Here is a 14,176-nt window from a genome sequence, read left to right on the forward strand (position 1 = left end):
TTGTTATAAAAAGTCTAATTATTGAGGTAGAAATCATTTTTGTTGCGGTATTCACCCGGTGTAAGGCTCACTATTTGTTTGAACATTTTAGAAAAGTGAGGTAAATTAGAAAAACCCGTGTCTAAGGCAATTTCCAGAAAACTCTTGTTTGTGGTTGCAATAAGGTATTGTGCTCTTTCTATCTTTTTTTCGTGAATGTAATTTAGAGGTCGCTGTCCGGTATGGATCAGAAATTGTTTCGAAAAATAATCTTGATTTTGATTGACTCTTTGGGCTAATTCGGCAACGGTTAGGTTTTTGTCTAAATGAAGCTGAATGTAACTCATGGTATCCAAAATTTTTGATGGTCTTCCTTGAGGTGTGGTTTGTTTGAAATTTGTAGTGTTTAGAAATCTGGAAAATAATAGTAATAGTGTGCCTTGATTTTCAAATTTTAGATGCGGTTTCATTTTATCATTATGAGAACGGTATTCTTTGTAAAAAGCTTCTTTTTCATAGACTTTTGGGTTGTCAGATCGGTTAATCCCTCTTCCCGGGTTGCTTTTTAGCATCTGTTTGATGAGAATAATGTCGGTTTCAGTAGCGGGTAATTTCATTACATTTCTATTCTGGTTAAATAGCGAAATCCCATCCGGAGATTCCTCAAAAAACTGAATGAAATATTGGCTCAAATATTCTTCACAATTCAAATTGCAAATAGTAAAACTCGGTATAAGATATAAATAACCGGGCTCTAAAATTAATTTATCTGAACTGTTCGATATAGTTCCCATTCCTTCATCAATATAATACAGTCGATAATACGGACTAATTACATTGTTGAAATTCCAATTGTGATTAAGTTTCACGTAGTCAATGTGTAACAGCGAAAACGAATGTTTGAAAGTGCTTTTAGACATAATGGTGTTAAAATAAAAAATAATCGTTTTTGAGTAATAAAAAATCGTTTTTGAATAAAAAAGATATGTTGCGACTAAGTTACATTTGTTTTTGTTTGTATAAAAATTAACGATTAAAAAAACTAATAATCAAATTTATATGTAAAATAGCTGTCGTTAAAAAGCTTGTTGACTTGTTTTTATATAAAAACAGATTGTAAACAGATTTGATAAAATCGGAAATGTATAAATTCTGTCCAAATTATGAAAAGATGCAAAGAAGAAGTGCTTTAAAACTAGCGATATCAACATTCAATCAATAGACCCAATGCGTGTGGCAAATATTAAAAATAAACTTAGATTTTCTGGAAAAGGGAGATTTTAAAGATTATTAAATGGATTCTAAAGTGATAAGAAAACCTAATTGACCTTTATATAATTTGATTGATAATCATAACGAATAGTATTATATTAAATGAAAAAAATGAAGCAAATGAAGCAAATAACAATTCTATTGGTCTTACTTATTCCAACTTTTTCTATTGGACAAATGGTTAAGGGCTATAAAAAACAGAACGATAAAGTAGTTATAACTCTTGACAAAGGAGAACTACATTTGAGTCCTTTAACTGAAAATACCGTAAGAGTTCAGTATGCTTTGGAAATGAAAAGTCAAATTCCTGAATTAGTTTTTATTTCAAAAATTAAGGTTCCTAATTTTAAGATTTCGGAATCTAATTCGCTTATTGAAATTGCTATGTCAAAAATGACTGTGGTAGTAGATAAAAAAACGGGAGTATTGTCATATCGCAATTCACAAGGCAAGGTGTTTCTTAGCGAAAAACCAGAAGGACGTGTTTTTAAACCAAGTTTAGTACAAGGAGAGCCATGTTATATTGTTGAACAAGGTTTTAGTACTTTACCCGAAGAATATATTTATGGAACAGGTCAGTTTCAGGACGGACATTTGGATATTAAAGGATTGCCCAGAAGATTAACTCAGGTAAATACACAAATTGCTATTCCGTTTATTATGTCAAGCAAAGGCTATGGTTTGCTATGGCATAATTACGGACTTACTGATTTTAATCCTGCAGATAGTGTGGTGAATTTAAAGCCAGCAGGTACAAGTGGAGAAGCGGTTACTGTTGCTGTTACTACCACTAATGGAACCCAAAAAGAAACGCGCCAAGATGGTGTTTTTACGGGAAATTTCACGGTTAAAGAAAATGGTGAATATGCTATTTTACTGGATGTTGGTCAAAAAATGGCCAGAAAATGGCAGTTAACAATCGATGGTAAAGAGCTTATTAATTTCAAAAATCATTGGCTTCCGCCTACAACGAGCATATTGGTTAAACTAACAGCTGGTAAACACGACATGGTGGTTACTGGAGAAAAAAACGATCTTCCTGTAGTATATTATCGCAAGGTTATCAATGAAACAGTCTTTAGATCTCCTGTTGCTAATAAGTTGGATTATGTTGTTTTTGCCGGAAATTCAGATGAGGTTATTTCAAGCTATCGCAATTTGACAGGCCAGGCTCCGCTTATGCCAATATGGTCATTAGGATATATTCATTGCCGTGAGCGCTTTATGACTCAAGGTGATTTGCTTGAAAATGCCAAAGCATTCAGAGATAAAAAATTGCCAATGGATTTAATTGTTCAGGATTGGCAATATTGGGGAAAATACGGTTGGAATTCGATGAAATTCGATGAAGATTTGTTTCCAGATCCTGCTGCTATGGTAAAGGAATTACATGGAATGAATATGCGACTAATGCTTTCTGTTTGGTCTAAAATTGATAAAGAAAGTGTACTTGGGAAAGAATTTAACAATAAAAAATACTATATCTCAAATACCGAATGGGTTGATTTTTTTAATCCTGATGCAGCAAATTATTATTGGAAGAATTTTAGTGAAAAGCTCTTAAAAACGTACCAAATTGATGCCTGGTGGCAGGATGCAACTGAACCGGAAAATGATGATTTAGTTGGTAGAAAAATTAATAACGGAACAATTCCGGGAGAGCAAATGCGAAATGTTTACCCGATGTACGTAACAAAAACGGTATATGAAGGTTCGCGCAAAGACGCTCCGGACAAAAGAGTTTTTATTCTTACCCGAAGTGGGTTTTCAGGGCAACAGCGTTATGCATCAGCCGTTTGGACTGGAGATGTAGGTAACGATTGGGAAACCCTAGGCCGACAACTAACAGCTGGATTAAATTGTTCCATAACTGGATTGCCTTGGTGGACTTTTGATGCTGGAGGATTTTTTCGCCCAGGCAAAGGTCAATATACAGATTCCAAATTTCATGAACGTTTTTTACGCTGGTTTCAGTTGGCTACATTCTCACCTCTTCAAAGAGTTCATGGATATCAAACGGATACTGAATTCTGGAGATATGGAGAAAAAGTAGAAGCTGAATCGTTAAAATACTTAAACCTTCGTTATCGTTTACTGCCTTATATTTATTCTCAGGCTGCAGATGTAACCTTCAAAAACGGAACCTTGATGCGTCCGCTGGTAATGGATTTTGCAAATGATATAAATTCACTGAAGCAAAAATACGAGTATATGTTTGGATCAGCTTTTCTTGTTGCACCTGTTGTTTCAGAAGGAGTCGAGAATTGGGATGTTTACTTACCGGAAAATCAATCCGGATGGTTTAACTTTTGGACCGGAAAACAGTTTAAAGGTGGGCAAACAGTACAAACAGCTGCATCTCTTTCGACCATTCCGCTGTATGTGAAATCGGGTTCAATTATTCCAATGGGTGAAAAAATGCAGTACACTAATGAAAAACCTGCTGAAAATCTTGAGATTAGAATTTATACAGGAGCCAATGGAAAGTTTGAGCTTTATGAAGATGAAGGAACAAATTACAACTATGAGAAAGGCGCTTTTTCGATGATACCTTTTGAATGGAATGAAGAAAAACAAACGCTGACAATTGGAAAACGAAAAGGCAAAAGTTTTAATGGATTAATTGAAAACCGGGTTTTTAATATTGTTTGGGTTAACGAGTCAAACGGTATTGGTATCGAAAACGGAAAAACAAATATTTCGGTAAAATACAATGGAAAAAGTATTGCTATTCAAAAAAAATAAAAACATCAAAATAAGATTAATGAAATACATCTATTTAATATTCTGTCTGTTTATTTCAACTGCGTTTACAATAAATGCTCAGGAAATTGTATCACCAAATAAAAAGATTAAGGTAATTGTCTCGAAAAAAGAATCAAATGGAAAGTCCTTTGGTCAGGTGTATTTTAAAATTTTGTTTAAAAAGAAATCGGAATATATTGAAGTAATGCCAAGTTCGCCTTTGGGCATTCTAAGAGACGACCAGCAATTTACTGATAATTTGAAATTGGTTAGTGAATCTAAAGCAAAAGAAGTAAACCAGAAATATGAAATGATTTGTGGTAAACAAAAACTCTGTGATAATTTAGGAACTGAAAAGATTTTCAAATATGTGAATTCGAATAACGAACCGTTGAATATTGTTTTTAGAGTTTATAATGATGGAGTAGCATTTCGTTATGAATTTACTAATAAAAGGGATTCATTAGTGAATGTTATTGATGAAAGTACTACTTATGTTTTTCCATCGGCTACTAATCGTTGGGTGCAACAATATACGGAATCCTATGAAGATTTTTTTCCTTTTTCAGATTCGGGTAAGACCAATAACAAAAAACAAGAATGGGGATTTCCAGCCTTATTCAAAGTAAATAATAATCCTGTTTGGGTATTGATTTCTGAGGCAAATATTTCAGAAAATAACTGTGCTGCAAAATTAAATAATTCGAAAAATCCAAACGAATACAAAGTAAGTTATGCTTCGCCAAGAGACAGTTTTAAGCAAACTGGAGTCAAAACTACCTTGCCTTGGAACTCGCAATGGCATACGTTAATCATTGGTGGATTGTCTGATGTAGTCGAATCTACTTTGATTACTGATGTTAGCGAACCGAATACATTAGAAGAAACGAGTTGGATAAAACCCGGTGCGGTTGCTTGGATTTATTGGGCATATAATCGTGGGTCTAAAGATTATCAAAAAGCTGTGGAATTTACTGATTTAGCTGTCGAAATGAAATGGCCTTATGTGCTCATTGACTGGGAATGGGATGTTATGACCAATGGTGGAAATATAACTGATGCAGTAAATTATGCCAAAAGTAAAGGGATTAAACCTATGATTTGGTATAATTCGGGGACTTCATGGCTTGAGCCAACGCCTAATGACCGCTTGTTAACCTCTGAAAAAAGAGCAGAAGAATTTGCCTGGCTTAATAAAATAGGAATATATGGCATCAAAGTTGATTTTTTTGCCGGAGACCAACAGGATATGATGAAATACTGTATTGATATTTTGAAGGATGCAGCAAAATATAAGATAATGGTCAATTTTCATGGGGCTACAGTGCCGCGTGGCTGGGCGCGTACCTATCCGAATTTGATGACTACCGAAGCTGTTTACGGAGCCGAATGGTATAACAATAAACCCATTCTTACTAATAAAGCTGCTGTACATAATGCAACGCTTCCTTTTACACGCAACGTAATTGGTTCGATGGATTATACTCCGGTAACTTTTACAAATTCGCAACATCCACATATTACTTCTTATGCTCATGAATTAGCTTTGTCAGTAGTTTTTGAGTCTGGTTTTCAGCATTTTGCCGATAGACCGGAAGGGTATAAAAGTTTGCCTCCAGAACCTAAAGAATTTCTAAAGAATGTTCCTGTAAGCTGGGACAATACCAAGCTTGTTGATGGTTATCCGGGAGAAAAAGTTATTATGGCTAGAAGAAAAGGAAATCAATGGTATATAGGCGGAATTAATGGTAAGGACGAATTACAAACATTAAAAATAAATTTTGATTTTCTTGGGACAGGAAATTTTAAATTAAAGCTTATTAAGGATGGAGAAAATGATAAGTCATTTGCTGTTGAAGTTATAAAAATAAAAAAAGGAGATGTTTTAAATGTGGAATGTCTTCCAAGAGGCGGATTTGTAGCTGTTTTAGAAAAATAAATGTAGTAAAATTGAATTTTATGAATGCAAAGAGATTGTGCTATGCCTGCGATTTAGTAGATAGCCCAGAATTAATAGAAATATACAAAAGCTATCATTCTAAAGAAAATGCTTGGCCTGAAATTACTAAAAGCATTAAGGATTCTGGTATTATAGACATGGAAATTTATCTTCTGGCTAACAGATTGTTTATGATTATGGAAGTAGATGAAAGCTATACTCCGGAGCGCAAACAAATGATGGATGCCGCCAATCCAAAAGTTCAGGAATGGGAAGAATTGATGTGGAAATTTCAACAAGCGCCTCCGGGAGCTAAAGAGGGTGAAAAATGGTTGCCGATGGAACAAATATATAAATTGGAATGAATTTATTAATAAATAATTCAAGTTGCTAGTTTGTAAAGCTCAGTTGCAAAATGATTCAAATAATAAATAAAATAAAAAAATGAGAACGAAAATTTTATTCACGCTGTTATCTCTACTTCAGTTTAGTGTTTATGCCCAAGAAAAAAATCCTATGCCCGCTATACCAGCTCCATTAGCTGTGAATAGCGTGCCAATGGGAGATTTGGAAACATTTCCTGAGGTAAAGTTAGAATTACCTATTGCAAAAGGGCCTTTTGAACCCAATTGGGAATCGATAGAAAAAAACTACCCTGGAGAGCCTGCCTGGCTTCGTGATGCGAAGTTTGGAATATGGGTTCATTTTGGACCGCAAGCTGCAGGAGAAAGTGGGGATTGGTATGCGCGTAATCTTTATAAAACTGATAAAGTTGCCTATAAAAATCATATTAAAAAGTATGGACATCCTTCTGAATCAGGATACAAAGAAGTTTTGCGTGATTGGAATCCAACAAAGTTAGATCCGGAGAAACTCACAAAAATTTATCAGGATGCAGGTGCTCGTTTTTTAATGATTCAAGGAGTGCATCATGATAATTACGATATGTGGAATTCTAAATACCAGCCTTGGAATTCAGTAAACATTGGACCAAAAAGAGATTTGATTGGTGAATGGTCAAAAGCCTGTAAATCAGTCGGAATGCGATATGGAGTGACTTTTCATCACGAATACACATGGTGGTGGTGGCAAACAGCATTTGGAAGCGATAAAGAAGGAGCTAAAAAAGGAATTCCTTATGATGGTCATCTTACGCTTGCTGATGGTAAAGGAAAATGGTGGGAAGGATACGATCCGAAAATGCTTTATGGTATCGATTTAAGAGAGTACAAAGGAGTAGAAAAAAATGCCCATACTGATTGGACACCACCACCAGCAGGAATATTTAGTAATCATTTAGGATATGCTAAATGGTATGCCACAAATTGGGCTTTAAGGATGATGGATGTTGTGCAACATTACGACCCTGATTTTATTTATACTGATGGTACCGTTCAAGGACCATTTACAGGAGATGGAACAGGAGCAGGTTTAAAAGCAAATGCCATGCAAAGCGTTATAGCTGATTTTTACAATACTAGTTTACAGCGTCGAGGTGAGGTAAATACTTTTAGCATTGTTAAGTTTCGTCATAACACTAATGGTACAGTAAATACCGAGGAGTTTGGTATTCCTTCGGAGATTAAAAAAGACCAGCCCTGGATTGCGGAAGCTCCCGTAGGAGATTGGTTTTATGCTCCCGACTTTACCTATGATTCAGGTATGATGATTCGCTATATAATTGAAGCTATAGCACGTGATGGAAATGCAGCAATATGTATTTCTTTATTGCCTGACGGTTCAATTAATGATGAGAGTCAAAAGATGTTGAAAGAAGTAGGAAACTGGATGCGAGTTAATGGAGAAGGAGTATATGGAAGTCATGCCTGGGTAATTCCAGCCGAAGGGGAAATGATTAATGGAAAGTTAAAAATGCTTCCTGGAGGAAAATTGGGTAGTAGGCAAGCTGAATTTAAATTTAACGCTCAGGATATCCGATTTACAATTGGTAAAAACAATAAACTGTATGCCTTTTGTATGAATGTACCAGCTCCGAATACTCAAATAAAAATTAAGTCTCTTGGTACAGCTGCAAATAACTATGGCAAGAAAGTTAAAACCGTTAAGTTGTTAGGTTACAAAGGAAAACTAAAATGGAAAGAAACGGCAGATGGATTAATAATAAAATGTCCTAAGAATATGCCATTTGCTACTGCTATTACTTTTGAAATTGAGTAAATAATAGCTCTAATATTGAAAAAGGTAACTGTAAGTAATTATAGTTGCCTTTTTTAGTATATGAGAAGACATAAATTGAGGATTCACCTAATTTTAGTCCCGAAACTTTATAATCTAAAATTTTAGACTTATCCATTTTCTGCTATCTTTGCTTTATGCAATTTTCTGAAATTTTAGGGCAGGAACACATTAAAAACCATCTTAGCAGAAGTGCTGATTTAGGAAGGATTCCGCATGCGCAGTTGTTTGTAGGCCCTGAAGGAAGCGGTACTCTGGCTATGGCAATTGCTTATGCACAATATATTTTGTGTGGCAATCAAAACGGAGAAAACAATGGTGAAAATCATGCCTGCAATGTAAAATTCCAAAAATTATCGCATCCCGATTTGCATTTTGCTTATCCTACCGTTACTACCGATGAGGTAAAGAAAAACCCTAAAAGTATCGATTTTATTGCCGATTGGAGGGAATTTGTAACTCAGAATCCTTACGGTGGATTGTTTGATTGGTACGCGGTTTTAGGTGTGCAAAATAAGCAAGGAGAAATTAGAGTTGATGATGCTCAGGAAATTCTGAAATCACTTTCTTTAAAAGCCTATGAAGGTGGTTATAAAATCATGATTGTTTGGATGGCCGATAAATTGAATATTGCCGCTTCTAACAAACTTTTGAAACTACTCGAAGAACCACCGGAGAAAACTATATTTATTCTGATTTCTGAAAATGAAGAAGATATTCTTCAAACTATCCGTTCACGTTGTCAGGTATTGCATTTTAATGGATTGAGTGAGGCTGTTATTGCCGATGCCTTGGTTTCCCGTGAAGAAATAGATTTAAAATTAGCCACAAAATTAGCCCATCAGGCACAAGGAAATTACAATGCTGCTTTACATTTGTTACGAGATAAAGACGAAGAACATCCGTTTGAACAATGGTTTGTTACCTGGGTTCGTGCTGCTTTTAAGGCCAAAAAAGATGCAGCTGCCATTCAGGATTTAATTCTTTGGAGCGAAAAAATCGCTGCTTTAGGAAGAGAAGCGCAAAAGAAGTTTCTTCAGTTTTGTATGGAAATGTTTCGTCAGGCATTGTTGATTAATTATGAAACACCAGGTTTAGTTTATTTCGAACCAAAAGTCGATAAATTCAAATTAGAAAATTTTGCACCATTTGTAAATGGTAACAATATTCAGGATATATTTAAAGAACTTTCGGATGCGATGTATCATATAGAACGCAACGGAAATGCAAAAATAATTCTAACCGATTTATCAATCAAACTCACACGTTTAATTCACAAAAAATAACGATTATGAATAACCCGGCTTCGCTTTTACTTCTGGTATTTTTCGGAATTACTTTTTTGCAATCCAGTTATGAAAAACTGTTTTATTGGAACGATAATGTGACCTGGTTAAAAGAACATTTTGCTAAAACACGATTAAAAAATCATGTAAAACTAGCGTTGATTAATCTTGTAATCATGGAGCTGATTTCGACTGTTTTGTGTTTTGTGGGTTGCATTGAATTATTAGTAAATAAGGGAAGACTCTTTGGTTATTACGGAGCGTTATTTTCGGCGATTACTTTACTGATGATGCTTTTTGGTCAGCGATTAGCCAAAGATTATGACGGCGCCAGAACTATTGTTATTTATTTTATTCCGGCTGTAATGGCGGTGTATTGGTTGAGTTAAAAATCAATTTCAACTAAATCTGAAATCAAATATCGTAACCCGAGAGCTTGGCTCCAATTGGCGAAGCAATCTTCAATCTAAAATCAGATGACACCAAAACATCCATCGGAATCCTTAACTATTTTGACTGATTTGGTTTTGCCAAGTGAGACCAACCATATCAATAATCTTTTCGGAGGCGAATTGTTAGCCCGGATGGATCGTGCGGCCAGTATTGCGGCGCAGAGACATTCCAGAAATATTTCAGTTACTGCTTCGGTGAATCATGTGGCTTTTACCAAGGCTATTTTGTTGGGAAGTGTGGTAACTATTGAGGCAAAGGTTTCCAGAGCTTTTAAGACTTCGATGGAGGTTTATATTGATGTTTGGGTAGAAGATAGAGAATCGGGTGTGAAAACTAAAGCTAATGAAGCTATTTATACTTTTGTTGCGGTTGACCAAAAAGGAAAACCTGTAGAAGTTGCCCAAATCATTCCTGAAACTGAATTGGAAAAACAGCGTTATGATGCGGCTTTAAGACGCAAACAATTGAGTTTAGTCCTGGCAGGAAAAATGAAACCCGAAGAGGCTACGGAGTTGAAAGCGTTGTTTGTGTAAGCTTTGTTTTTTGATGATAAAATCTTTTTAAACGAAAAAGTTTGCATCAAAAAAAGAAGTATTTTTACAAACACAAAAAAAGATATGTAATAGAAATGAGAAAGAGCAACTGCTTCTGATTAGTTTCTAATCGCTATAGAAACAATATTAACTTAATGAAAGAAAAGCTAAAAGAAAATATGAGTACAGAGAAAGAAGCCAAATTAAAAGCGTTACAGCTTACCCTTGATAAACTGGATAAAACCTACGGAAAAGGGACTGTTATGAAAATGGGCGATAAAGCCATTGAAGAAGTCGAGGTAATTTCTTCGGGATCTTTAGGTGTGGATTTAGCACTGGGAGTAGGTGGTTATCCAAAAGGAAGAATTATTGAGATTTACGGACCGGAATCTTCAGGTAAAACTACTTTAACACTTCACGCTATTGCCGAAGCGCAAAAAGCAGGTGGAATTGCAGCCTTTATTGATGCGGAACACGCATTTGACAGAAATTATGCTGAAAAATTAAATGTAGATATCGAAAACTTAATTATTTCGCAACCTGACAATGGAGAGCAGGCTTTGGAAATTGCTGAAAACTTAATTCGTTCAGGAGCAATTGATATTGTGGTTATTGACTCGGTTGCTGCGTTGACTCCAAAAAGCGAAATTGAAGGCGAGATGGGAGATTCTAAAATGGGTCTTCACGCGCGTTTGATGTCTCAGGCTTTAAGAAAATTAACAGGAACTATTAGTAAAACCAATTGTACGGTTTTCTTTATCAATCAGTTGAGAGAGAAAATCGGGGTGATGTTTGGAAATCCTGAAACTACTACGGGTGGTAATGCGTTGAAATTTTATGCTTCGGTTCGTTTAGATATTCGTCGTTCTTCTCAAATTAAAGACGGGGAAAATGTTATTGGAAACAGAACCAAAGTTAAAATTGTTAAAAATAAAGTAGCTCCACCATTTAAAGTAGCTGAATTTGATATTATGTATGGTGAAGGAGTTTCTAAAACAGGAGAGATTCTGGATTTAGCAGTAGAATTCGAAATTGTAAAAAAATCAGGTTCATGGTTTAGCTATGGAGAAACCAAATTAGGACAAGGTCGTGATGCTGTTAAAACATTAATCAAAGACAATCCTGAATTGGCAGATGAATTAGAAGTAAAAATCAAAGCCAGAATTAAAGAATTAGCAGAGAATTAAAAATTCGTATTGTGTTATAAATCAAAATGCTCGTCAATTTGGCGGGCATTTTTTTATAAGAAAAATTAGAGTCTGATGTGTTTTATAAGCAACCTTTTTATTTTATAAGCATCTTGTAAGTAATTATTAACTTATAAAAATTTATAAAATGAAAAATTTAAAATTGAAAGTAGTTGCATTAGTATTGTTCGTGTCTGCAGGATTTGTTTCCTGTGATAATGATGACACACCATCTGTAGAAACTAAAACTGCTTTTGTGTCAGCCGTAACCGGAGCAACTACTTCAACTGTGAATCAGGAAATCACACTTGAAGTGACTTATGCAGTAGAAAACAATTGTGGTGTTTTTAATAAGTTTATTGAAACTACTGCAGGAAACACCAAAACAATTGAAGTGCAAACTAAATATGAAGGAAGTAATTGTGGGACAACAGCTGCTACTAAAAAAACTTCATACAAGTTTAAAGCTACTGCGGCAGGAACTTATATCCTGAAGTTTAAAAAAACAGCAACAGAGTTTGTAACTCAAACAATAGTTGTGAGTTCGGCTTCATAATTTGATAAAAGAGGTTGTTTCATTAAAAAGTGTGAGACAACCTCTTTTCTTTTTTTAGATTGTAATTTCAAAATAATCAATACTCAAAGATTATATTTCGTTTGTTTTTTATCCTTTTTTGCTTCAAATGAGTTTAGATACAATTTTTTTGAAAAAAATACGTTTTTATAAGCAACCTTTTTCATTTGTTGCTGTCTTTATAAAAGAATCAACGATAGATTATTAATTTATAAAATCAAAAAAATGAAAAAAATAGCCCTGTTTTTAGTCTTAATGACCACATTGTTAAGTTGTAGTTTAGATGAACCGGATAGGTATAATTTTTATGTTTTACCTGTTGAAAGTTATACGATGCCTTCAACCTTCAAAGTAGGAGCATCTCATAAAATTGAGTTAAAGTATCAAAGACCTACAGTTTGTTATAATTACGGAGGAGTGTATTATGTTTATGGTACCGGAGCCGATTCGTTTACCAGAACAATAGGTATTAATGCTAATACAAAAGTTGGCGAAGTTTGTACAGAAGAATTACCTCCATTGTCTGATGCTTCATTTAATTTTGTTCCTCAAGAAACTGGAAACTATAAGTTTAAGTTTTATAAAGGTAAAGGCCCAGATCCAGATGATGCAACTAAAGAGATAGATATCTTTGAAGAGGTAGCAGTTGTCGTTACTCAGTAAATAGTATCTTTCTTAAAACAAAAAAATCACCTAATGAACTGGGTGATTTTTTTGTTTTAAGCGGTTTCAGTTTTTTTTTCGGTTTCAAATTCCAGTAATTGGGTGTAAATAGTAGTTCTGACTGCTTCCCGAATTTCTTTTCTGTCCGATTCGGTTTTTCCAAAAGTCTCTACCTGTTTATGAATTTTTACACGCATAATTCCAGGGCTTCCGGCAAAAAAAGTATAAGGAAAACGTTCTTTGTTGTCTCCAAAACTAATAGGCAAAATAGGAATCTGGTGTTGTATGGCTAATTTGAAGGCACCTTCTTTAAAATGATCTAATAATATCGTTTCGTCATCAGGAACACCACCTTCGGGAAAGATACAAACACTCAATCCGCGCTCAATTCGTTTGTGAGCCTTGGTGAAAACCGCCACTCGGCTTTGTGAGTTTTTCCGATCCACTAAAATGCAGGTTCTTTTGTAGAAAAAACCAAAAATGGGGATTTTAGCCAGTTCTTGTTTTCCCACAAATACAAATGGATTTTTTACAATCGCCAACATTAACATTATATCGGTCATCGAGGTATGATTAGCCACAATCATATAGCTTTTGTTTTTTTCTATCGATTGTTCTTTCTCTATTTTGTAATAAAATCCCATTCCGAAAAGGATGAATTTAGCCCAAATTCGAGCCATTCTAAAGAAATAAGGATAGCCTTTTTCAGAAAGAATAGAAAGTATTAAAAATGGCAACATAATAAAAATTGGTATCGCCATCAAGATGTAAAACCAAATGCGCCAAAGAATCCAGAAAATTGTTTTTATGCTTTTCATATTGTCAAATTTACTTTTTAACCGCAAAGTTTGCAAAGATTTTCGCAAAGTATAATAAGTAAAAAATCTATTTTTAATGAAAATAATTAAATTTGATAGGAATTAACTTTAAATTAGTGGAAGTTTTTTCGAAAAGTAGAAAAGTAGCATGACAGAAAATGATATTTCAAAAATTGTAATCGGTTTAGCGATTGAAGTTCACAAAGCGCTTGGTTCGGGTTTGTTAGAGAATACCTATAAAGAATGTTTGTTTTACAAAATAAATAAAGCCGGACTTTTAGTTGAAAAAGAGAAACCGATGCCTGTGATTTTTGAGGAAGTAAAAATAGACTGTGGATATAGGGTTGATTTACTAGTTGAGAAAAAACTAATAGTTGAACTTAAAAGTGTGGAGTCTTTAAGTGTAATTCATCTTGCTCAAACTTTGACTTATCTAAAATTAGGAAATTATAAACTCGGACTATTAATAAATTTCAATGAGATTCTGTTGAAAAACGGAATCAGAAGAGTTGTAAATAATTTATAAAAGAA

13 protein-coding genes are annotated in these 14,176 nt (G+C 34.4%); 11 read left to right on the forward strand and 2 right to left on the reverse strand.

Annotated features, from left to right (window positions below; all coding sequences use genetic code 11):
- Positions 1 to 14 precede the first annotated feature (14 nt).
- Entirely contained in the window at positions 15 to 899 is an 885-nt protein-coding gene (locus tag BIW12_RS06945) for a helix-turn-helix domain-containing protein (protein ID WP_071184445.1), read from the reverse strand.
- 472 nt (positions 900 to 1,371) lie between these two features.
- On the opposite strand from BIW12_RS06945, the gene BIW12_RS06950 reads away from it, so the two are divergent.
- The 10 genes from BIW12_RS06950 (at position 1,372) to BIW12_RS06995 (ending at position 12,827) form a co-directional block, all read left to right on the forward strand.
- Positions 1,372 to 3,996, forward strand: a complete 2,625-nt coding sequence (locus tag BIW12_RS06950) for a glycoside hydrolase family 31 protein (RefSeq protein WP_198033458.1) — start codon at positions 1,372 to 1,374, stop codon at positions 3,994 to 3,996.
- Positions 3,997 to 4,015: 19 nt separating this feature from the next.
- Positions 4,016 to 5,935 (forward strand): glycoside hydrolase family 97 protein, encoded by a 1,920-nt coding sequence (locus BIW12_RS06955; RefSeq protein ID WP_157499501.1) that lies wholly within the window; start codon positions 4,016 to 4,018, stop codon positions 5,933 to 5,935.
- 20 nt (positions 5,936 to 5,955) lie between these two features.
- Positions 5,956 to 6,300: an L-rhamnose mutarotase gene (locus BIW12_RS06960; RefSeq protein ID WP_071184447.1), complete on the forward strand. Its 345-nt coding sequence runs from the start codon at positions 5,956 to 5,958 to the stop codon at positions 6,298 to 6,300.
- 79 nt (positions 6,301 to 6,379) lie between these two features.
- Positions 6,380 to 8,113: an alpha-L-fucosidase gene (locus BIW12_RS06965; protein WP_071184449.1), complete on the forward strand. Its 1,734-nt coding sequence runs from the start codon at positions 6,380 to 6,382 to the stop codon at positions 8,111 to 8,113.
- Positions 8,114 to 8,268: 155 nt separating this feature from the next.
- Positions 8,269 to 9,417: a DNA polymerase III subunit gene (locus BIW12_RS06970; RefSeq protein ID WP_071184451.1), complete on the forward strand. Its 1,149-nt coding sequence runs from the start codon at positions 8,269 to 8,271 to the stop codon at positions 9,415 to 9,417.
- A 5-nt stretch (positions 9,418 to 9,422) separates the two neighbouring features.
- The gene (locus BIW12_RS06975) at positions 9,423 to 9,806 is read left to right on the forward strand and encodes a DoxX family protein (RefSeq protein ID WP_071184453.1); all 384 of its coding nucleotides are present in this window, start codon (positions 9,423 to 9,425) and stop codon (positions 9,804 to 9,806) included.
- A gap of 87 nt (positions 9,807 to 9,893) precedes the next feature.
- Positions 9,894 to 10,403, forward strand: coding sequence for an acyl-CoA thioesterase (locus BIW12_RS06980; RefSeq protein ID WP_071184455.1), 510 nt, complete (start codon positions 9,894 to 9,896; stop codon positions 10,401 to 10,403).
- A 179-nt stretch (positions 10,404 to 10,582) separates the two neighbouring features.
- Entirely contained in the window at positions 10,583 to 11,590 is a 1,008-nt protein-coding gene (gene recA, locus BIW12_RS06985; RefSeq protein ID WP_071186197.1) for a recombinase RecA, read from the forward strand.
- A 148-nt stretch (positions 11,591 to 11,738) separates the two neighbouring features.
- A complete protein-coding gene (locus BIW12_RS06990) occupies positions 11,739 to 12,146 on the forward strand; it encodes a hypothetical protein (RefSeq protein ID WP_071184457.1) in 408 nt (135 codons plus the stop codon).
- A gap of 243 nt (positions 12,147 to 12,389) precedes the next feature.
- Entirely contained in the window at positions 12,390 to 12,827 is a 438-nt protein-coding gene (locus BIW12_RS06995; protein WP_140485496.1) for a hypothetical protein, read from the forward strand.
- Between the two features lie 56 nt (positions 12,828 to 12,883).
- Here the strand turns inward: BIW12_RS06995 and BIW12_RS07000 are convergent, their stop codons facing one another.
- On the reverse strand, positions 12,884 to 13,645 hold the full coding sequence (locus BIW12_RS07000; RefSeq protein ID WP_071184460.1) for a lysophospholipid acyltransferase family protein: 762 nt from the start codon (positions 13,643 to 13,645) through the stop codon (positions 12,884 to 12,886).
- 148 nt (positions 13,646 to 13,793) lie between these two features.
- On the opposite strand from BIW12_RS07000, the gene BIW12_RS07005 reads away from it, so the two are divergent.
- Positions 13,794 to 14,171 carry a GxxExxY protein gene (locus BIW12_RS07005; RefSeq protein WP_071184462.1) on the forward strand — a complete coding sequence of 126 codons (378 nt, stop codon included), beginning with the start codon at positions 13,794 to 13,796 and terminating at the stop codon, positions 14,169 to 14,171.
- The last annotated feature ends 5 nt before the right edge of the window (positions 14,172 to 14,176 follow it).

Source organism: Flavobacterium commune (assembly GCF_001857965.1).
GTDB lineage: Bacteria > Bacteroidota > Bacteroidia > Flavobacteriales > Flavobacteriaceae > Flavobacterium > Flavobacterium commune.

Coding starts and splice junctions, on each gene's coding strand:
- recA (WP_071186197.1), top strand. CDS start 10,583: ATGAGTACAGAGAAAGAAGCCAAATTAAAAGCGTTACAGCTTACCCTT.
- BIW12_RS07000 (WP_071184460.1), bottom strand. CDS start 13,645: ATGAAAAGCATAAAAACAATTTTCTGGATTCTTTGGCGCATTTGGTTT.
- BIW12_RS06980 (WP_071184455.1), top strand. CDS start 9,894: ATGACACCAAAACATCCATCGGAATCCTTAACTATTTTGACTGATTTG.
- BIW12_RS06960 (WP_071184447.1), top strand. CDS start 5,956: ATGAATGCAAAGAGATTGTGCTATGCCTGCGATTTAGTAGATAGCCCA.
- BIW12_RS06975 (WP_071184453.1), top strand. CDS start 9,423: ATGAATAACCCGGCTTCGCTTTTACTTCTGGTATTTTTCGGAATTACT.
- BIW12_RS06990 (WP_071184457.1), top strand. CDS start 11,739: ATGAAAAATTTAAAATTGAAAGTAGTTGCATTAGTATTGTTCGTGTCT.
- BIW12_RS06965 (WP_071184449.1), top strand. CDS start 6,380: ATGAGAACGAAAATTTTATTCACGCTGTTATCTCTACTTCAGTTTAGT.
- BIW12_RS07005 (WP_071184462.1), top strand. CDS start 13,794: ATGACAGAAAATGATATTTCAAAAATTGTAATCGGTTTAGCGATTGAA.
- BIW12_RS06950 (WP_198033458.1), top strand. CDS start 1,372: ATGAAGCAAATAACAATTCTATTGGTCTTACTTATTCCAACTTTTTCT.
- BIW12_RS06945 (WP_071184445.1), bottom strand. CDS start 899: ATGTCTAAAAGCACTTTCAAACATTCGTTTTCGCTGTTACACATTGAC.
- BIW12_RS06955 (WP_157499501.1), top strand. CDS start 4,016: ATGAAATACATCTATTTAATATTCTGTCTGTTTATTTCAACTGCGTTT.
- BIW12_RS06970 (WP_071184451.1), top strand. CDS start 8,269: ATGCAATTTTCTGAAATTTTAGGGCAGGAACACATTAAAAACCATCTT.
- BIW12_RS06995 (WP_140485496.1), top strand. CDS start 12,390: ATGAAAAAAATAGCCCTGTTTTTAGTCTTAATGACCACATTGTTAAGT.